Origin of the sequence: Mycobacterium ostraviense, from assembly GCF_002705925.1 — a bacterium.
In the GTDB taxonomy this organism is placed as follows: domain Bacteria; phylum Actinomycetota; class Actinomycetes; order Mycobacteriales; family Mycobacteriaceae; genus Mycobacterium; species Mycobacterium ostraviense.
In genome coordinates, this window is record NZ_NKRE01000001.1 from 4,821,509 (window position 1) to 4,840,042 (window position 18,534).

At 67.5% G+C, this 18,534-nt stretch carries 15 protein-coding genes and 2 pseudogenes; 7 read left to right on the forward strand and 10 right to left on the reverse strand.

The annotated features are described in order from the left end of the window. Nucleotides 1-12 precede the first annotated feature (12 nt). The 5 genes and pseudogenes from CDN38_RS31960 to CDN38_RS22485 all read right to left on the reverse strand — a co-directional run bounded on the left by CDN38_RS31960 (nucleotide 13) and on the right by CDN38_RS22485 (nucleotide 5,060). The gene (locus CDN38_RS31960; protein WP_275539812.1) at nucleotides 13-504 is read right to left on the reverse strand and encodes a hypothetical protein; all 492 of its coding nucleotides are present in this window, start codon (nucleotides 502-504) and stop codon (nucleotides 13-15) included. Next, a complete protein-coding gene (locus tag CDN38_RS31965; RefSeq protein ID WP_142361315.1) occupies nucleotides 432-1,550 on the reverse strand; it encodes a PE domain-containing protein in 1,119 nt (372 codons plus the stop codon). Before CDN38_RS31965 ends, CDN38_RS31960 begins: the two co-directional genes overlap by 73 nt. After that, nucleotides 1,538-3,431, reverse strand: a pseudogene (locus CDN38_RS22475) (MMPL family transporter). The gene CDN38_RS31965 and the pseudogene CDN38_RS22475 overlap by 13 nt, the downstream one beginning before the upstream one ends. Then, nucleotides 3,428-3,861 (reverse strand): annotated as a pseudogene (locus CDN38_RS22480) (MmpS family transport accessory protein). Before CDN38_RS22480 ends, CDN38_RS22475 begins: the two co-directional pseudogenes overlap by 4 nt. 149 nt (nucleotides 3,862-4,010) lie before the next feature. Beyond that, a complete protein-coding gene (locus CDN38_RS22485; protein ID WP_075512221.1) occupies nucleotides 4,011-5,060 on the reverse strand; it encodes an NAD(P)H-dependent amine dehydrogenase family protein in 1,050 nt (349 codons plus the stop codon). 125 nt (nucleotides 5,061-5,185) lie between these two features. Between CDN38_RS22485 and CDN38_RS22490 the strand changes: the two genes are divergently transcribed. After that, nucleotides 5,186-6,355 carry a GNAT family N-acetyltransferase gene (locus CDN38_RS22490; protein ID WP_099319456.1) on the forward strand — a complete coding sequence of 390 codons (1,170 nt, stop codon included), beginning with the start codon at nucleotides 5,186-5,188 and terminating at the stop codon, nucleotides 6,353-6,355. 208 nt (nucleotides 6,356-6,563) lie between these two features. Here the strand turns inward: CDN38_RS22490 and CDN38_RS22495 are convergent, their stop codons facing one another. The 3 genes from CDN38_RS22495 to CDN38_RS22505 are packed head-to-tail and all read right to left on the reverse strand — an operon-like array spanning nucleotide 6,564 to nucleotide 9,462. Next, entirely contained in the window at nucleotides 6,564-7,139 is a 576-nt protein-coding gene (locus CDN38_RS22495) for a VOC family protein (RefSeq protein WP_075512220.1), read from the reverse strand. A 39-nt stretch (nucleotides 7,140-7,178) separates the two neighbouring features. After that, the gene (locus CDN38_RS22500; RefSeq protein WP_075512219.1) at nucleotides 7,179-8,288 is read right to left on the reverse strand and encodes an acyl-CoA dehydrogenase family protein; all 1,110 of its coding nucleotides are present in this window, start codon (nucleotides 8,286-8,288) and stop codon (nucleotides 7,179-7,181) included. Nucleotides 8,289-8,295: 7 nt separating this feature from the next. Further along, complete coding sequence (locus CDN38_RS22505; RefSeq protein ID WP_075512218.1) at nucleotides 8,296-9,462, reverse strand: acyl-CoA dehydrogenase family protein; 1,167 nt, start codon at nucleotides 9,460-9,462, stop codon at nucleotides 8,296-8,298. A gap of 303 nt (nucleotides 9,463-9,765) precedes the next feature. On the opposite strand from CDN38_RS22505, the gene CDN38_RS22510 reads away from it, so the two are divergent. The 3 genes from CDN38_RS22510 to holA all read left to right on the forward strand — a co-directional run bounded on the left by CDN38_RS22510 (nucleotide 9,766) and on the right by holA (nucleotide 13,223). Beyond that, complete coding sequence (locus tag CDN38_RS22510; RefSeq protein ID WP_075512217.1) at nucleotides 9,766-10,635, forward strand: ComEA family DNA-binding protein; 870 nt, start codon at nucleotides 9,766-9,768, stop codon at nucleotides 10,633-10,635. A gap of 62 nt (nucleotides 10,636-10,697) precedes the next feature. Continuing rightward, on the forward strand, nucleotides 10,698-12,221 hold the full coding sequence (locus CDN38_RS22515; RefSeq protein WP_075512216.1) for a ComEC/Rec2 family competence protein: 1,524 nt from the start codon (nucleotides 10,698-10,700) through the stop codon (nucleotides 12,219-12,221). A gap of 30 nt (nucleotides 12,222-12,251) precedes the next feature. Next, nucleotides 12,252-13,223, forward strand: a complete 972-nt coding sequence (gene holA, locus CDN38_RS22520; protein WP_099319457.1) for a DNA polymerase III subunit delta — start codon at nucleotides 12,252-12,254, stop codon at nucleotides 13,221-13,223. Between the two features lie 4 nt (nucleotides 13,224-13,227). On the opposite strand, the gene rpsT is transcribed toward holA, so the two are convergent. Next, nucleotides 13,228-13,491, reverse strand: a complete 264-nt coding sequence (gene rpsT, locus CDN38_RS22525) for a 30S ribosomal protein S20 (RefSeq protein ID WP_075512214.1) — start codon at nucleotides 13,489-13,491, stop codon at nucleotides 13,228-13,230. Between the two features lie 138 nt (nucleotides 13,492-13,629). Between rpsT and CDN38_RS22530 the strand changes: the two genes are divergently transcribed. From CDN38_RS22530 to CDN38_RS22540, 3 genes are read left to right on the forward strand one after another with little or no spacing between them, the layout of a single operon-like run. Beyond that, nucleotides 13,630-15,264 (forward strand): circularly permuted type 2 ATP-grasp protein, encoded by a 1,635-nt coding sequence (locus CDN38_RS22530; RefSeq protein WP_075512213.1) that lies wholly within the window; start codon nucleotides 13,630-13,632, stop codon nucleotides 15,262-15,264. Next, nucleotides 15,264-16,241, forward strand: coding sequence for an alpha-E domain-containing protein (locus CDN38_RS22535; protein WP_099319186.1), 978 nt, complete (start codon nucleotides 15,264-15,266; stop codon nucleotides 16,239-16,241). Before CDN38_RS22530 ends, CDN38_RS22535 begins: the two co-directional genes overlap by 1 nt. Next, nucleotides 16,241-17,080: a transglutaminase family protein gene (locus CDN38_RS22540; RefSeq protein ID WP_075512211.1), complete on the forward strand. Its 840-nt coding sequence runs from the start codon at nucleotides 16,241-16,243 to the stop codon at nucleotides 17,078-17,080. Before CDN38_RS22535 ends, CDN38_RS22540 begins: the two co-directional genes overlap by 1 nt. On the opposite strand, the gene CDN38_RS22545 is transcribed toward CDN38_RS22540, so the two are convergent. After that, a complete protein-coding gene (locus tag CDN38_RS22545; protein ID WP_099319187.1) occupies nucleotides 17,077-18,489 on the reverse strand; it encodes a PE family protein in 1,413 nt (470 codons plus the stop codon). The two genes, CDN38_RS22540 and CDN38_RS22545, sit on opposite strands and share 4 nt — an antisense overlap. Between the last annotated feature and the right edge of the window lie 45 nt (nucleotides 18,490-18,534).

Consider the following 18,534-nt stretch of genomic DNA (forward strand, 5'->3'; position numbering starts at 1 on the left):
GCGCTGATGCGGTCAGGCCAGTCGGTCGAAGACCGTCGTTCCTATTGGGCTGGGATCGTTCCAGATATAGATCGGCCCGATGGAGAAGGGGTAATTCCCGGTATTGAACGGATTGCCCGAGGACACAACGGTTGGGGAATTGGCCGCGGTGACCGTCTGCGTGTAGAGCGGCACACCGTTGATCGTGGAGACCGTGATGCTTGTTCCCTCGGGAAGGCGATTGCCGACCGCCAGGCCAGGCACCAACGATTGTGGAATGGTTCCGCCCACGCCGCCGGAGTCGATGTATGCGGGGACGGTCTGCGGCAACTCATTGTTAATCTGTACCTGAACCATGGTTCCCGGTGCTCCATTGAGCTGGACGATGGGCGGCAGCGAATTTGGGCCGAACTCCAGCAAACCGCGAGGCATATTGATGAGCACACCCTGATTCATGCCGACCGGTAACGTCGCGTTCGTGGGCTGGAGAACGGGTACATGTTGTTGGGACCCACGCCCAGATATGCGGGTAACAGCGAAACGTCGACGGGGTTGCTCGGCGTACCCAGATATGCCGAGGTGGCGACGCCCACGGTGGTCGGCCCGGTGAGGATCCCGTTCCCGAAATTCACGGTCGTTTGATATGTCTGGTAGTCGATGTAGAGGCGACCGGTGCTGCTGAGGCCGTAACTGACGGAGCCCGTCCCGGTGGGCGGGCCGAGAGCAGCCACATTGACGTATTGCGGTGGAACCAAGAGGCCAGTGGAGCCGGAGTCGACGATGACGGGCATACTCGGTCCGCCGCCTACCGAGATGTTGAGCAGCGGGTTGCCGTATTGATCGACATAGATGAGGGTTTGGTTCGGTGACAGAAGAGTACTGACGCCCGCGGTGCCGGGCTGTCCCCACAGTAACCCGGCACGGCCGCCAAGGCCGCCGACGCCGCCGGGCCCGCTGGCCCCGCCGGTGCCGCCGTCACCGATCAGGATCGCGGGCCCGCCAGCACCCCCGGGTGCCCCACCGTAAACGCTGCGGCCGCCGGTCCCGCCCGTACCGACCAGACCGGCAGCCCCGCCGGCACCCCCGGCCACTCCGGCTCGAGTGCTGATGCCACCGGTACCGCCGTTGCCGTACAACCAACCGCCGGGGCCGCCGGCCGTCCCCACGCCCTGAGCGTTGGTGTACCCGTTGGCGCCGTCGCCGATCAGCGGGCGCCCGGTCAGCTCGAGGACGGGCTGGTTGATTGCGTCGGCCAACGTGCTGGGCGCGCTCAAGAGCATCCGCTCGGCGTTGGCAATCTCGGTGCCCACATACGAATTCGCGCCAGCCACCAGATTGCGCGTGAACTGGTCATAAGAGGCCGCCAACTGCTCGGCCACCGCTTGATATTGCCGACCGTATTCACCAAAGAACGCCGCCAGCGCCGCTGACACCTCATCGCCGGCCGCCGCCAGAAGCCCGGTTGTCGGGATCACAGCGGTCGCGTTTGCGACCCGAATTGCCGATCCGATACTGGTCAGATCTGTTGCTGCCGTCACCAGCCCCTGCGGCGCCACGTTCAACAACGACATCTCGCACCTCTCGCCGGCCCGGCAATCGCGTGATCGTGATCAGCTACCAGAAGTATGCGCCGACAATGAAGAGACGCTGAAATTTTTCTTGAACGGTGCCCAAGTCGCAGGTCCGGCTGCCGAAGCCGTAACGCTCGCCGGGCATTGTGACCGCGCGGGTGGACCACCTGCGGCCACCAGAACCAGCGGCCCAGCAGCGTGGCGATCGACGGCATCAGCAGGGTGCGCACGATCAACGTGTCGAGCAGCAGACCGATACAGACGGTCGACCCGAACTGGCCGAGCACCCGCAATTCGCTGCCCAGCATGGCGGCCATGGTGAACGCGAACACCAGACCCGCGGCCGTCACCACCCCGCCGGTGCCGGCCATCGAGCGGATGGTTCCGGTCTTGAGTCCGGCATGGATCTCCTCCCGGAACCGGGACACCAACAGCAGGTTGTAGTCGGACCCCACAGCCAACAGGATGATGACGGACAGCGCCGCCACGATCCAGTGGATCTTGATGCCGAGCAGATCCTGCCAGATCAGCACCGACAACCCGAAGGACGCGGCGATCGAGCTGGCCGCGGTGCCGACGATAACCAGTGGGGCGACCACGCTTCGGGTCAGCAACAGCATGATCATGAAGATCAGCGTCAGCGCCGACAGCACCGCGATCATCAGGTCGTACTTTTCGCCGTCGGCCATGTCCTTGAACGTCGCGGCGGTTCCGCCGAGATACACCTTGGCATCCGACAGGGTAGCTGGTTTTGAACGTCGGCAGGGCCACCATGCCGATGAGTACGATCGCCCCGCTGACCGCCAGAATCTGTGCCGGCCAACGCACCACGGCGGTACCGACCCGCCGCCACAGCCGACCCTTCCCGCCTGCCCCGACTGCCCATGAAGACCACCGCCGGACCCAGCGTCATCCCGGCCAACACCACCACCAGCATGCCGATCGCCACGGGCGCTTCCATGGTGTTGAACCAGGGCAGCCGCGCGAAGCTCAGACAGTAGGTCGCCCCGGCGATGGTCAGGCTCGAGCCCAACACCACCGGGGCCACCCCGCGAAAGGTGGTGTAGTAGGCGGTTTCTCGGTCCTCGCCGGCCCGCAGCGCCTCCTGATAGCGGCCGACCAGGAAGATCCCGTAGTCGGTTCCGGCCGCGATCGCCAGCATGGTGAGGATGTGCCGGTCATGAACAACTGAATCAGCGTGGTGACAATGGAGCGGTAGACCAGCAGCAGCTTGATGGCGATGGCGCCGAGGGTGAACAGGGTGATCTTGGCCAGGCTGGCGTTTCCGATGAGGTGCATGTCGTCGCTGAGCGCGGCGGGACCGGTGACGTAGGCCTGCACCCCGGGCGGCGCAGGGTGGTGGTCGATCACCTTGTGGACGGCCTCGACGGATTCGTTGGCCAGCGTGGTGCCCTGGTTGCCGGCGAGGTTCAGCATGACGTAGGCGCCCTTGGCGTCGGCGCTCTGCGCGCCGGCGGCGGTGAGCCGGTCTCCCCAGAAATCCTGGATGTGCTGGATGTGCTTGGGGTCTTGGCGCAGTTGGCGAATCAGGTTGTCGTAGTAGTGGTGCGCGTCGTCGCCGAGCGGATGCCGAATCGAACTCCCGGAAGTTGTGCCCCAACAGCATCATCGCCTTCATCGACGGCGCGTCCAACGGCGTCATCGGCGCGGAATGTCCTCGCTGACGACTTCCAGTCGCGGTACGGCGACGTTGACGATGACGGTCAGCACCACCCAGGCCAGGATGATCGGCACCGCGAAGATGCGGATGGTGTGCGGGATGATGGGGCGGTGCGGGTGACCGGTGTCCGAGCCCCCGCGGGTGATTTCGTGGTCATGGGTGCTGATCGGTCTCGTGGTCGCGTCTTCTACGTGGCTCATGCGGATTTCACCAAGCAGAACGTCTGCGGGTTGGCGCCGTCGGACTTCTTCTCTTGCCGGACGACACCGTCCACCGTGATGCGACAGCCGATCCGGCTGCCGTCGCCTTGAGCCATGATGTTGGCGCTCACCGAGGGCAGCGTCGTCGAGACCGTCACCGACCACGGCAGCGCTACGGCGTTGACCTGGCTTCCGCGTCCCAGTAGTTGATGTTCGCGGTGCTCCCGGGCGGACCGAAGATCTCATAGGTGACGACCTTGGGGTTGAATTGCACGATCTCGATCCCGCCGCCGGCGTTCGCGTTGAGGTCCTGGGAACCGAAGATCCGGTGCAGCCGCATCACCACCAGACCCGACACCGCGAGCACGATCACCAGGACCAGCGGTATCCATAGGTACCTGGTCACGCGGGCAATGGGAATCGTTCTCACTTCACTGCCTTTCGCCCACCGCCAAAGGTCATCGCGGCCCACCCCATAAGCCAGGCCCCGTATCGACCGAAGCTTTGCTTATCTAAGCACCTTGCCCTTAGTGGACGTGACCGTTCCTCGCGGGTACCGGTCGGGCGCGGGGCTCGGGGCTAGCGAGCCACGCGGCCGGTGATCGGCGGCAGATCGGCGAGGGTCACGATCCCCGGTTTGGCGGCCACCACCGCCGGCACCGCGTTGGTGACCGGCATCGCCGTGTAGATCATGCCCAGGCCCATGAAACCCGGCTCCGTCCAATCCTTCGGCGGCAGGCAGTGCAGCACGGTGCGCATGTTGGGCAGGCCGAAGACCTGGATGACGTGGCCGTGCTCCAGCGGTTTGGGCGGCACCACGTGGTTGCCCATGGTCCAGTTGAATCCGACGCTGACGACGTTGCGGTCGCCCTGCCAGCCGCGGTGGTAGCCGTACACGCTGCCGACGGTGCCGGCGGGAATCTTCATGAAGCCCAGGTCGGTGTCGGCGGTGGCCGCGGTGAAGGTGACATCGAAGGTCATCCTGTCCAGCTTGGCCCCGATCGCGTCGGCCATCATGGCTGCCGATTCGGCGAAGACCTCGCTTTCGGTTCGGACGCTTTCGGCCAGGCCGGGGGTGTCGGGGTCCCGCGAAAAGCCCATCGCCGTCTGGGTTTCCGCCGACTCGTAGGTCGAACAGTCCACCGATTCGGTGATGCGGATCTCGTCGACACGCTCGCACGCGGCGCTGAGCACCATGCCGACCATATTGGTCATGCCGGGATGTGCCCCGCTGCCGAAGATCGTCGAGTCGCCACGCTCGCAGGCGGCGACGATACGGTCCCGATCTTGCGGTGTCTGTTTGCCGCCCGTGATCCAGGCCGCGCTGGTGCACACGTTGACGCCCGCTTCCAGCAAGCGCACCAGCTCAGCGATGTTGGGCCACAACGGGTTATAGCAACACGCGTCGGCGCCCAGCGCCAGTAGCGCGTCGACGTCGTCGGTGGCCCGCACTCCGGTCGGCTCCGGCCAGCCCGCCAGGTCCGCGGCGTCGACACCGACTTTTTCCGGGCCGTGCGCATACACCCCGACCAGTTGCATGTCCGGCCGGCCGATGATGGCGTGCAGCGATCGCCGGCCGATGTTTCCGGTGGTCCACTGGATCACCCGCAGCGGGCGGTCTGGGGTCATCGAAGGCTCCTTTGCCGGGTGCGATTGGACCCATTATTGCCGCGATATTCAGATGCGCGGGGCCACGGGTATGTGCCAGAGTCGGTTTCGTGACCGCCGCCGTGCCCAAGGCTTTACCGACATCCCTGACACTTCGCAGCCCAACGGAGGACGACTGGGCGTCAATGTACTTCCTGGCGGCCGCCAGCTTTCCGGACTTCATGGGTCCTCGTCCGGCCAACACCTGGCGCGGTCTGATACCCGCTGATGGTGCAGTGGTGGGTTGCGACGGTCGTGACGTGGTGAGCATGGCGCTGTATCTCGACCTGCGGTTGACGGTGCCCGGCGGCGCAGTGCTTCCGGCGGCCGGCCTCAGTTTCGTCGCGGTTGCCCCCACTCACCGGCGACGTGGATTACTGCGCCTGATGTGCGCCGAATTGCATCGTCGGATCAGCGATTCCGAGTATCCGGTGGCGGCGTTGTATGCCAGTGAGGGCGGCATCTACGGCCGGTTCGGCTATGGGCCTGCCACCGTACTGCAGGAGCTGACCCTGGACCGGCGTTTCGCCCGCTTCCACCTCGACGCACCCGATGGCGGAAGGGTCCGGTTGGTTAACCCAGCCGAGCATCGCGACGAGTTCGCTGCGATCTATGAGCGCTGGCGCCAGCAGGTGCCCGGCGGGCTGGTCCGTCCTGACGTGCTTTGGGAAGACGCGCTGGGTGAATGCACGAATTCACCACGCGGTGACGCAAGATTGTTTGGCTTCCTGCACACCGACGGCTATGCGTTGTATCGGGTGGACGCCACAGATCAGAAGTTGGCGCGGGTCGAGGAGCTGCGGGCCGTAACCGCCGATGCGCATATCTCCTTATGGCGTGCGCTGCTCGGGCTTGACTCGATGGAGCGAGTCAGAGTTATCACCCATCCGGATGACCCGCTGCCGTTCCTGCTCACCGATACGCGACTGGCCAGCCCGACATTTCGCCAAGACGGTCTGTGGCTGCGCATCATGGATATCCCCGCCGCGCTCGAGGCGCGTGGCTATTGTGCCGACCTCGCCACGGTGATCGACGTATCGGATGGGGGTCGATATCGGCTGCAGATCCGGGATGGATGTGCCAGCTGTAGCCCGACCGATGCGTCGGCGGACGTCGTGCTGGGTCGCGACGTGCTGGGCAGTCTGTACCTCGGGGTGCACCGGGCGTCCACGTTGGCCGCGGCGAACCGGTTGCGCGCCAAGGACTCTGGCTTGGTGAGTCGGCTCGATGCAGCGTTTGCCAGCGACGTCCCCGCCCAGACGGCGTTCGAGTTCTGAAGGACCCGCCAGAGCTACCTACTACAGTCTGGCAAGGTCATAGCCGCCGACGTTTTCGGTGGCCCACTGGGATTGCCCGCAGCGGACGGTCTGTACTCATCGAAGGCTCCCGTGCCGCTGCGATGGGACCCATGATTGCCGCGATCGTTCCGGACATGTCGGTCACTCGCGGCCTCGGTTGCGCGGCCGGGCAGCGCCCCTGAAATTCCTATGGCCCCATGATGGCCAGGCCCCAGTCGAGGTGGCCGTGCCATACGGTGGCGATGCGACCGCCTTGGACGGCGGGTTTCGGGTCCGAGATCGGGCCCCCGTCGGCGCGGATCGCGCTCACGGTGGCATTCAGGTCAGGAGAGCGCAATGCCAGCCCGATCAGTGCCGGCTCGGCGCCGGTGGCCGCCACCACCTCGATGAATGCCTCACCTACCCGGTAGAACGCCATTTCCGGACCGTCCGGCCCACGCGGATGAAAGCGTCGGCGCGGCGGGGTGCCCAATGCCGCTGTGAGAGCGGCGATTCCGGTGTCCAAGTCTGGCACGGTATACACGACGTGATCGACCTGGGTCACCCCACATGAGTGCACAGCACCGGTCACCGCCGGCCGGACCGTCGTCGGTACCCCGAGAATCGCTGCGTCGTCATGGGTTTCGTCGAAACCCCAGCAACGCTCGTCGGTGAGTGCACAGCACACCCGGCCGATCCGGATCTCACCGTCGTCGACGGTGAATCCGAGCGTGATCCATGCCTGTTCATCTCCGGGCACGCCGAGCCAGGTCAGTGTGGCCATCTCGCTGAGCCTTGCCTACCTGGGTAGGTAGGTCCCGACTCAAAGCCGGACAAGCTCGTAGTCGCCGAGGTGGTCGATGAGGACGTGCAGGTGGTCCTGGCCGGAACCCAGAGTGTGCTCGATCGCGGTGAGCCGGGCCGCGTAATGCCCCACCGGATATTCCGCGGTCATCCCGATGCCGCCGTGCAACTGAATCGACTCCTGCGCGATGTGCTGGGCGGACCGGCCGACCTGCACCTTGGCCCGGGACGCGATCAGCGGGTCGAGGTTGCCGTCGGCGATCGACATCGCCGCGTAGAGATCCATGCTACGGGCCATTTCCAGCGACACGTACATGTCGGCGGCACGCTGGGTGAGTGCCTGGAACTTGTTGAGCGTGACACCGAATTGCTTGCGGGTCTTGAGGTAATCGGTGGTCAGGCGTAGGGCTTCGGACATCGCGCCGACCGCCTCGGAGCACAATGCCGACTGGATACGAATGATGGCGTCACGGATCGCCGTTGACGCGTCTTCAGCGGCCTTACCCAGAGGTTCGCCGGGCGTCTGGTCCAGGTCGACCTGGGCGCCCCGCTGTCCGTCGAATGTCGGGTACGGGTGCCGGGTGACGGCATCCCCGTCGACCAGGAACAACCCGACGCCACCGTCGGGCAGCGCGGCGCTGACCACCAGCGTGTCGGCGCAGTCGCCGGCCATCACCGGATTCTTACGTCCGCTGAGCAACCACGAATCTCCTTGGTGCACAGCACGAGTCGAGATGTCGGTGGATGGCGTCCGGTGGCCGGGCTCTGAGTGCGCGAACGCCAGCAGCAGCTGCCCGGCGGCGACGTCGTCGAGCAGCTGTAGCTGTGCGTCGTTGCCCAGCTCGGCGATGAGCGCTCCGGGTGCCAGCGCGGCATCCACCACGGGTTCGGGCGCCAGCCGCCGCCCGATTTCGGTCATCACGACCATGATCTCGATCTGCCCGGACTCGGCCGGGTCGAATCCGAGGCTCAAGATCCCGGTGTCGGCGAGTTGGCTCCATACCTCGCGGCTCCACCCGAGATCGGTGTCGATGACCTTGTTGCGGCTCTCCGCGTCGTAACTGCGGGACAGTAGGTCGCGGGTGGTGTCGCGCAGCAGCGTCTGCTCGTCGCTTAGCTGAAAATCCATGACTGCCTCACAATCCCAGAATGGTGGACGCGATGATGTTGCGCTGCACTTCGTTACTGCCGCCGTAGATGGACGTCTTGCGGTAGTTGAGGTAGCGGGGTGCGCTGGTTTGTGCCCATGGCGGCGACGCGATCTCGTCGCCGTGGGAGCCGTCTGCCGGTAGCGCATCGGGACCGGCCACCTCGACCAGCAATTCGGTGGCGATCTGCTGCAGTTGGCTGCCGCGGAGCTTGAGCACCGACGACGCCGGGTTCGGCTTACCGTCTGCGGAGTCCGAGACCACCCGGGCTTGGGTGAGTTCCAGTGCCAGCAGCTCGTTTTCGGCCTCAGCGAGTCGCGCCGCGAAGAGCGGATCGCGCAGTAAACCCGTGTGCGCGGCATGTTTTTTCACCTCGGCGAGGCGTACCTTGGTCCGGCCTACCCCGGCGATTCCGGTGCGCTCGTTGCCCAGCAGGAACTTCGCGTAGGTCCAGCCCTGATTCTCTTGTCCGACAAGCTGGTCGGCGGGTACCCGGACGTCGGAGAAGAAGACCTCGTTGACCTCGTGGCCGCCGTCGATCGTCTTGATCGGCCGCAGGGTAATGCCGGGCGTGGCCATGTCGATGAGCAGAAAAGAGATGCCGGCCTGCCGTTTAGGCGCTTGCGGGTCGGTGCGCACCAGACAGAAAGTCCAGTCCGCGTACTGGCCCAGCGTCGTCCAGGTCTTCTGCCCGTTGACGACATAACTGTCACCGTCGCGGACCGCGGTGGTGCGCAGCGAGGCGAGGTCGGAACCGGCCTCCGGCTCGGAGAAGCCCTGGCACCACCAGATGTCGATGCTGGCCGTCGGCGGCAGGAACCGCTGCTTGATCTCCTGGGAGCCGAATTCGGCGATCACCGGCCCCACCATCTTGGTGTTGAAGTTCAGCGGCTCCGGGACACACGCCAGTTGCATCTCGTCGGCCCAGATTTGGTGCTGGGTTGGTGTCCAGTCCTTACCGCCCCATTCGACCGGCCAATTCGGTACCGCCAGCCCGTGATCGTTGAGGATCTTCTGGCAGCCGACGATGTCGTCCTTGCTCAGCGAGTCGCCGCGGCGCACCCGGTCACGAATGTCTTGGGGGATCTGCGTGGTGTAGAAGGCGCGAAGGTCGTCGCGGAAGGCGGCTTCGTCGGTCGTCAGCGCCAGCTTCATCGGTAGCCTCCTGTGTCGGGTGACCGCCGGTGCGTGCCCCTCGTGGAGCTGGAACCATCCGCATGGCCACCGGCAATCCTGCCCTGCACGTTAGGCGTCGCGCGGCGCCGAACGTCAACCGGGGTGGCGCGGCAGCGGTCGGCTTCGGTCGGCGCCACCATAGGGAGCCGGCCAGCCAATAATGATCTGCCGCGAGTGCACGGCATATCGACGCACTCACAGCCATGGTTTCATCCACAGACAGGCGTCGCGACCCGCTGATCGGGGATCGTGGTGGCGGTCGGGACACCTACCGTCGGCGCCATGCAAACTGAACTGCCTGCCGAGCGCGTGCATCGCCGGCTTGGCGCCGACCCGGATAGTCGATCGGCCGCCGACCCGGCCGCCGTCGAAACTGAAGGCCCGGACGACGACCCGAATTCGCTGCTGCCGTGCTGGGTTCCGGCGACTCCCGGCAGCCGTGGATGGCTGGCCAAGGTGCGCGCAGATCCGGGACGTCCCGGTGCCATCGCGTTGGCGCTGGTCGCGGCCCTTGCGGTACTGGTCACCGTGTTCACGTTGCTGCGCGACCGGCCTGCTCCGGTGATGTCGGCCAAACTTCCCGCGGTGGAACGGGTTTCAGGGCCGTCGGGAAGCGGTCCGAGACCGTCTTCAACCCCGGGGCAGCTGCCCGGTCCGGATCGGCCGGTGGTGGTCAGCGTCGTCGGACTGGTGCACACCCCGGGTCTGGTCACCTTGGCTCCGGGCGCGCGGATCGCCGACGCCCTGCAGGCCGCCGGCGGGGCGGTCGACGGTGCGGACACCATCGGCATGAATATGGCTCGCCAGCTGGTCGACGGGGAGCAGATCGTGGTCGGGCTGGCGCCGGCCCCTGGGCAACCGATCACGCTGCGCAGCTCGATCGGCGCGGGCACCCCGGCGCCAGGACCGGCCACCTCCGGTGTCCCTCATCCGGGCCCAGAGCCGAGCTCCAGGCCGGCCGAGGTGCTCGACCTGAACACCGCGACCGTGGAGCAGCTGGATACGCTACCCGGCGTCGGCCCGGTCACCGCCGCCGCTATCGTCGCGTGGCGGCAGGCCAACGGCAGGTTCACCAGCGTCGACCAGCTCGCCGACGTCGACGGCATCGGCCCGGCGCGGCTGGAAAAACTGCGGTCGCTGGTCCGTGTCTGACGCCGGTGCACCCTCTGACCGGGCCCGTCGACCCCGTTCCAGGCGCTGCGGCGCGACTGGATGTGCGCCTGGTTCCGGCCGCGCTGACCAGTTGGGTGGTGACCGCGGCGGGGATCGGGTGGCCGGTCGGCCGGACGTGCGCGGCCTGCTGCCTGATGCTGGCTACCGGCTCGGCTGCGCTGTGGTGGCACGCCGCGCGCCGGAAGTGCCCGGCCCGACTGCGCGCCATCGGCGCCGCCCTGGTGGCGATCGGTGTGGTCGGTGCCGGATACGGACTCGCGATCGCGTTGCGAGCCGACGCGGTCGGGCGCCACCCGATCAGTGCGGCGTTCGGAACGTCCGTGCCGGTGACCGTCACGCCCAGCGAAACCGCCCTGTCGCTGGGGGCCGGCCGATTGATCTTCCGGGCGACCATCCAGCGGCTGCGGGACGGCGAAATATCGGGCCGAGTGGTCGTTTTCGCGCGGGCGTCGGAATTCGACGAGCTGATGGCAGGCCAGCCGGTGCGGTTTACCGCGCACATCACCCGGCCGACGCGTCGGGACCTGACGGTCGCGGTGCTCACCGCGGTGGGCCGGCCCCAAACCGTGTGCGCGCATCGTGCGGGTGCGGTGTACCGGGCCGCGCACACGGTTCGTGGCCGGTTTGCCGCGGCGGTTCGGGAGGTGTTGCCCGGCGATCAGGCCGCGATGGTGCCCGCGCTGGTGCTCGGTGACACCTCGGCAGTCAGCTCCGCCACCGGCCGCGAGTTCCGCGCGGCAGGGATGACGCATCTGACGGCGGTATCGGGTGCCAACGTCACGATCGTGTGTGCGGCAGTGCTGTTTTCGGCACGGCTGATCGGGCTGCGCGCGGCCGTCGGGCTGACCGGGGGAGCGCTGACGGCGTTCGTCGTCGTGGTGCAGCCGACGGCCAGCGTGTTGCGGGCGGCCGTGATGGGTGCGATCGGCCTGGCGGGGATGCTGTCTTCGCGGCGGCGACAGGCGATTCCGGCGCTGTCGGGCACCGTGCTGGTGCTGATGGCCACGGCACCGCAGCTGGCCGTCGATGTGGGTTTCGCGCTGTCGGTGGTGGCGACGGCCGGGCTGGTCGTCATCGCTCCGCTATGGTCGCGCCGCTTGGTCGCGCGGGGCTTGCCCAAACCGCTGGCGGATGCGCTGGCGGTCGCCGCTGCCGCGCAGGTGGTGACGGCTCCGCTGATCGCCGCGATCTCCGGCCGGTTCAGCCTGGTTGCGGTGTTCGCCAACCTCGCGGTGGCAGCGGTGATCGCACCGATCACCGTGCTGGGCAGCGCGGCAGCCGCGCTGGCCGTCGTGTGGCCGGCCGGGGCGCAGCTGTTGATCCGCTTCACCGGGCCGGAGATGTGGTGGGTGTTGCGGGTGGCGCATTGGGCGGCCGGTGTGCCGATGGCGACGGTGCCGGTCCCCGACGGCCCGGCCGGCGCGCTGGTCGTCGGCGGCGTCACCGTGCTGGCGGTTGCACTGTGGCGATTCCGGTGGTTTCGCCTCGTGACGAGTTGGGCGCTGGTGGCCGCCCTGGGGTGCCTGCTGGCCTGGTCGCTGGCGGGTCTGGTCGGCCCCACGTGACACCATCGTGGGGTGAGCGAGATTTCGTCGTTGCATTTGGTCCTGGGGGACGAAGAACTGCTGGTCGAACGGGCGGTCGCGGAGATACTGCGGTCGGCGCGGCAACGCGCGGGCGCTGGCCCGGGCGCCGGCTCGGGCGGCGATGACGTGCCGATCAACCGCCTGCGGGCCGGCGACGTCAGCACCTATGAGCTCGCCGAGTTGCTGAGCCCCTCGCTGTTCGCCGACGAGCGGATCGTCGTGCTGGAGGCCGCCGCAGAGGCGGGCAAGGATGCCGTCGCGATGATCGCGTCGACTGCTGCCGACCTGCCACCGGGCACTGTGCTGGTGGTGGTGCACTCCGGCGGCGGGCGAGCCAAAGCCCTGGCCGGCCAACTGCAGTCGCTGGGCGCGCAGGTGCATCCGTGCGCGCGGATCACCAAGCTCAGCGAACGCCTCGACTTCGTCCGCGGTGAATTTCGCTGTCTGCGCGTCAAGGTCGACGACGAGACCGCGGCAGCCTTGCTCGACGCGGTCGGTTCGGATCTGCGTGAACTCGCCGCGGCCTGCTCGCAGCTGGTCGCCGACACCGGTGGTCACGTCGACGTGGCGGCGGTTCGCCGCTATCACAGCGGCAAGGCCGAAGTGAAGGGCTTCGACATCGCCGACAAGGCCGTCACCGGCGATGTGGCCGGAGCCGCCGAAGCGCTGCGCTGGGCCATGATGCGCGGCGAGCCGCTGGTGGTGCTGGCCGACGCGCTGGCCGAAGCGGTGCACACAATCGGCCGGGTGGGGCCGTTGTCCGGCGACCCGTACCGGCTGGCGGCACAACTGGGCATGCCGCCCTGGCGGGTGCAGAAGGCGCAAAAGCAGGCGCGGCGCTGGTCACGAGACAAGGTAGCGACGGCGATGAGGCTGGTCGCCGAACTGAACGCCAACGTCAAAGGGGCCGTGGCCGACGCCGACTATGCGCTGGAATCCGCGGTCAGGAAGGTGGCCGAGTTGGTCGCCGACCGCAGCTGAGGACTCAGCCCAGCCTGTTGAGGGTCCGCGCCAGGGCCGACTTCTTGTTGGCCGCCTGGTTCTTGTGGATCACGCCCTTGCTGGCCGCCTTGTCCAACTTGCGGTTGGTCGACACCAGGAGCTCCGCGGCCTTCTCTTTGTCGCCGGCGTGCGCGGCCTCGCGAAACGCCCGGACAGCGGTACGCAGCGACGACTTCACCGACTTGTTGCGCAGCCGGGCGCGTTCGTTGGTCCGGTTGCGCTTTTGCTGCGACTTGATGTTGGCCACGCGTTGATTCCTTATGTCGATTCGGGGATTGCTCGGGCGCCCCTGTCGCCCGACAACGACTGCTCAGGTTAGCAGTCGGTTACGTTTTCGCCCAAAAGAGCCGCCCCTGGCCTGCTGAAACGCCCGAAGTGAGGCAGCATGACACGGGTGAGCCTTTCTGACCCGATCGAAGCGACCAGGCGGCGATCATCCGCCCGTTCGGAGCGCATCTTCGACGGCTATCACAAGTCGGACGGTTACTCCTCGGCCTTCGACGAGATGTTCGACGCGCAAGGCAACGTTCGCGGCCCCTACAAGGGCATCTATGCCGAGCTGGCGCCCACCGACGCATCGGAGCTCAAAGCGCGAGCCGATGCGCTGGGCCGGGCGTTCATCGACCAGGGCATCACCTTTTCGCTGTCGGGTCAGGAGCGACCGTTTCCCTTGGACCTGGTGCCCCGGGTGATCTCGGCTGCCGAGTGGACCCGGTTGGAACGGGGCATTATCCAGCGCGTCCAAGCCCTCGAGCGCTACCTCGACGACATCTATGGTGATCAGGAAATCCTGCGCGACGGCGTGATCCCGCGCCGGCTGGTGACCTCTTGTGAGCACTTCCATCGCGAGGCGGTGGGGATCGTTCCTCCGAACGGGGTGCGCATCCATGTGGCCGGCATCGACGTGATCCGCGACGATCGCGGCGACTTCCGGGTGCTGGAGGACAACCTGCGCTCGCCGTCGGGAGTGTCTTATGTCCTGGAGAACCGGCGCACCATGGCGCGGGTTTTTCCGAACCTGTTTGCCACTCACCGGGTCCGCGCGGTCGACGACTATCCGGCGCACCTGCTGCGGGCACTGCGCAACTCGGCGGCCACCAACGAGGCCGATCCCACGGTGGTGGTCCTGACCCCCGGGGTCTACAACCCGGCCTACTTCGAGCATTCGCTGCTGGCCCGCCAGATGGGTGTCGAGCTGGTCGAAGGCCGCGACCTGTTCTGCCGCGACAACCAGGTGTACATGCGCACCACCGCGGGGGAGCGCCAGGTCGACGTCATCTACCGGCGCATCGACGACGCCTACCTGGACCCGCTGCAGTTCCGCGCCGACTCGGTGCTCGGGGTGGCGGGCCTGGTCAACGCCGCCCGCGCCGGCAATGTCGTCATCTCCAGTTCGATCGGCAACGGTGTGGGTGACGACAAGCTCGTCTACACCTACGTGCCCACCATGATCGAGTACTACCTGCGCGAAAAGCCGCTGCTGGCCAACGTGGAGACCTATCGGTGCTGGCTGGATGACGAACGCGAGGAGGTGCTCGACCGAATCGACGAGTTGGTCCTCAAACCGGTCGAGGGCTCCGGCGGTTATGGCATCGTCTTCGGCCCGCAAGCCTCCGCGAAAGAGCTGGCCGCCGTCGGCAAGAAGATTCGCGACAATCCCCGCAGCTGGATCGCCCAGCCGATGATGGAGCTGTCGACGGTGCCGACCCGGATCGAGGGCTCGTTGGCGCCGCGCTACGTCGACCTGCGGCCGTTCGCGGTCAACGACGGCAACGACATCTGGGTGCTGCCGGGCGGACTGACCCGGGTAGCTCTGGTAGCGGGCTCCCGGGTGGTCAACTCCAGCCAGGGCGGCGGATCCAAGGACACCTGGGTGCTGGCGCCGCGCGCTTCGGCGGCCGATCGCGAGCTGGGCCGCGCACAAGTGGTGCGGTCGCTGCCGCGGGCGGTGCCCGAGCAACCACCGACCGACCCGCCCCGCAACGAACAATCCCAACGACAGCAGAAAGCGACCGACTGATGCTCGCGCGCAACGCCGAAGCGCTCTATTGGATCGGCCGCTATGTCGAGCGTGCCGACGACACGGCGCGCATCCTGGATGTCGCGGTGCACCAACTGCTCGAGGACTCCAGCGTCGACCCCGACCACGCCTCCCGGCTGTTGCTGCGGGTGCTCGGCATCGAACCCCCCGACCACGAGCTCGACCTGTGGTCGCTGACGGACTTGGTGGCTTTCAGCACCACCGCCCAGGGGGGGTCGTCGATCGTCGGGGCGATCTCGGCGGCGCGGGAAAACGCCAAGTCGGCGCGCGAAGTCACCTCCATCGAGATCTGGGAGTGCCTCAACACCACCTACAACGCTCTGCCGGAACGCGAGCGAGCCGCCAAACGTCTTGGGCCACATGAATTCCTGTCGTTCATCGAAGGCCGCGCGGCGATGTTCGCGGGGCTTGCCGACTCGACGCTTTCCCGCGACGACGGCTACCGATTCCTGTTGCTGGGCCGTGCCATCGAGCGGGTCGACATGACCGTGCGCCTGCTGTTGTCGCGGGTGGGCGACAGCGCGTCGTCCCCGACGTGGGTCACCCTGCTGCGGTCGGCCGGCGCGCACGACACCTATCTGCGCACCTACCGCGGAGTCCTGGACGCCGGACGGGTGGTCGAGTTCATGATGCTCGACCGGTTGTTCCCGCGCTCGGTGTACTACTCGCTACGGCTGGCCGAACATAACCTCGAGGAGTTGCTGCACAATCCGCAGAGCCGAATCGGGGCCACCACCGAAGCGCAGCGGCTGCTCGGGCAGGCGCGCAGTGAACTCGAGTTTGTGCAGCCCGGTGTGCTGCTCGAGTCCCTCGACAACCGGTTGGCGGGCCTGCAACGAACCTGCCGGGATGTCGGAGAAGCGTTGGCGCTGCAGTACTTTCACGTATCGCCGTGGGTGGCCTGGACCGACGCGGGGCAACGCGGCCAACTGCTCGGTAGGCAAGGAGAGTCCTGATGTGGCGGATGCGGGTGGTGCATACCACCGGGTACGCATACCAGTCGCCGGTCACGGCGTCCTACAACGAGGCAAGGCTGACACCACGCTCCAACACCCGCCAAAACGTCATCCTCAACCGTGTCGAAACCATTCCGGCCACCCGGTCCTACCGCTACATCGACTATTGGGGCACCGCGGTGACGGCGTTCGACCTGCATGCGCCGCACACGCAGCTGACGGTTACCTCGTCCTCGGTTGTCGAGACCGAGCGCCCCGAGCCGCCCACGGCCAAGACCAATTGGGAGGAGCTGCACTCGGTAGCGGTGATCGACCGGTTCGACGAGGTGCTGGGCCCCACCTGGTACACCCCCATCGGCAAACGCGTCGCAGCCGTGGGCCGGCGGATCACCAAGTATCATGACCCCGCCGAAGCTGTCGTTGCCGCATCCCGTTGGGCGCGAAGCGAATTGGAGTACCTTCCGGGTACCACCGGGGTGTATTCATCGGGACTCGACGCGCTGGAGCAGGGCCGCGGCGTCTGCCAGGATTTTGTCCACCTGACACTGATGGTTTTGCGCAGCATGGGAATTCCCGGACGCTACGTATCGGGCTATCTGCATCCCGATCGCGACGCCGTCGCCGGAAAAACCGTCGCCGGCCGTAGCCACGCCTGGATTCAGGCCTGGACGGGCGCGTGGTGGAACTACGATCCCACCTGCGACACCGAGATCACCGAGCAGTACATCAGCGTGGGTGTCGGCCGGGACTACAGCGACGTGTCTCCGCTGAAGGGTATCTACTCCGGACTGGGCGCGACCGACCTCGACGTGGAGGTGGAGATCACCCGGTTGGCTTAACCGTCCGGACCGGGATTTCCCGCCCAGCCGATTACCCCGGCGGTGCCGCCACCCCCGCCCTTGCCGGGCGCGCCGGCGCCGAAGCCGTGTCCGCCGGCGCCGCCGTTGCCGCCGTTGCCGATGAAGAAGGCGTCCCCGCCGTTCCCGCCCTGGCCGCCGGCCACGCTGTTGATGTTGCCGGCACCGCCGGCCCCGCCGTCGCCGGCAGTGCCGATTACCCAGGCGCCCGCTCCACCCTGGCCCCCGTAGCCGCCGCCGGAGCCACCGTGTCCGCCCACCCCGCCGAGGCCAAAGAGCACGGCGGCGCCGCCGGTCCCGCCGGCGCCGCCGGATGGGAACAGGGCATAGTTGCCGGTGCCGCCGTTGCCCCCAGCGCCGCCGAACCCGAAGATCGTCGCCGCCCGACCGCCGTCCCCGCCCTGGCCGCCGAAAACGGTGCCGCCATCGCCGCCCACGCCGCCGGCCCCGCCGCTGCCGATCGCGTAGCCAGCGGAACCGCCGTTCCCGGCGGCTCCGCCGGTGGCGCCGCCGTTGCCGCCGCCACCGCCGACGCCGCCGTTGCCGAAAAGCGCTCCGCCACTGCCGCCGTCGCCGCCCAGCCCGCCTTGGCCACTGAGGTTGAAAGTGTTGTCGCCGCCCTGGCCGCCGGCCCCACCGCTGCCGAACAGCCAGGCATCGCCGCCGAACCCGCCCATGCCGCCGATGGTGGTGGCAGCCACCCCGTCCCCGCCGGTTCCGCCCACCCCGCCGTTGCCATACAGCAGGCCGCCCAACCCGCCGTTGCCGCCGCCGCCCGCGAACCCGGTGCCGACGGCCGCGCCGCCGGTGCCGCCGGCGCCGCCGCCGCCGATCAGGAAGGCGTTGCCACCCAGCCCACCGCTGCCTCCCGTGCCGCCGGTGCCGCCGGCGCCGCCGTTACCGATCAATCCGGCAGCCCCGCCGTTACCGCCGGCCACTCCGGCCAGCGTGCTATCGCCACCCCGGCCGCCATTGCCGTAGAGCAGTCCGCCCGGCCCACCGGGCTGACCTATTCCGCCGACGGTCCCGCCGTCGGCGCCGTTGCCGATCCACGGGCGGCCAAACAGCGCCAGGGCGGGTGCGTTGATCAGGTCGAGCAGGTTCTGCGCGCTGGCGGCCTCGGCACCGGCGTAGGCCGCCCCGCCGGCGGACAGGGCCTGCACCAGCTGGTCGTGAAACGCCGCCATCTGGGCGCTGATGCCCTGATAGCCCTGAGCCTGAGCCCCGAAGAACGCCGCGACGGCCGCTGACACCTGGTCGGCGGCGGCCGCCGGCACGCCGGCCGTCACGGCTGCCGCGTTCATGTTGGCCTGGCTGATCGTCGAACCAATTCCGGCCAGCTCGGTGGCCGCCGTAGCGATTGCCGCCGGACCTGCGATCACATACCACATGCCGCACCTTTGAGATCGAGCGAGATCAAGAGCACTGGTCAGGGA

What these genes read in the sequence shown, in the direction of transcription:
- CDN38_RS31965 (WP_142361315.1), bottom strand. Translation starts at nt 1,550, where the DNA reads ATGTCGTTGTTGAACGTGGCGCCGCAGGGGCTGGTGACGGCAGCAACA.
- CDN38_RS22485 (WP_075512221.1), bottom strand. Translation starts at nt 5,060, where the DNA reads ATGACCCCAGACCGCCCGCTGCGGGTGATCCAGTGGACCACCGGAAAC.
- CDN38_RS22495 (WP_075512220.1), bottom strand. Translation starts at nt 7,139, where the DNA reads ATGGCCACACTGACCTGGCTCGGCGTGCCCGGAGATGAACAGGCATGG.
- CDN38_RS22500 (WP_075512219.1), bottom strand. Translation starts at nt 8,288, where the DNA reads ATGGATTTTCAGCTAAGCGACGAGCAGACGCTGCTGCGCGACACCACC.
- CDN38_RS22505 (WP_075512218.1), bottom strand. Translation starts at nt 9,462, where the DNA reads ATGAAGCTGGCGCTGACGACCGACGAAGCCGCCTTCCGCGACGACCTT.
- CDN38_RS22510 (WP_075512217.1), top strand. Translation starts at nt 9,766, where the DNA reads ATGCAAACTGAACTGCCTGCCGAGCGCGTGCATCGCCGGCTTGGCGCC.
- CDN38_RS22530 (WP_075512213.1), top strand. Translation starts at nt 13,630, where the DNA reads ATGACACGGGTGAGCCTTTCTGACCCGATCGAAGCGACCAGGCGGCGA.
- CDN38_RS22535 (WP_099319186.1), top strand. Translation starts at nt 15,264, where the DNA reads ATGCTCGCGCGCAACGCCGAAGCGCTCTATTGGATCGGCCGCTATGTC.
- CDN38_RS22540 (WP_075512211.1), top strand. Translation starts at nt 16,241, where the DNA reads ATGTGGCGGATGCGGGTGGTGCATACCACCGGGTACGCATACCAGTCG.
- CDN38_RS22545 (WP_099319187.1), bottom strand. Translation starts at nt 18,489, where the DNA reads ATGTGGTATGTGATCGCAGGTCCGGCGGCAATCGCTACGGCGGCCACC.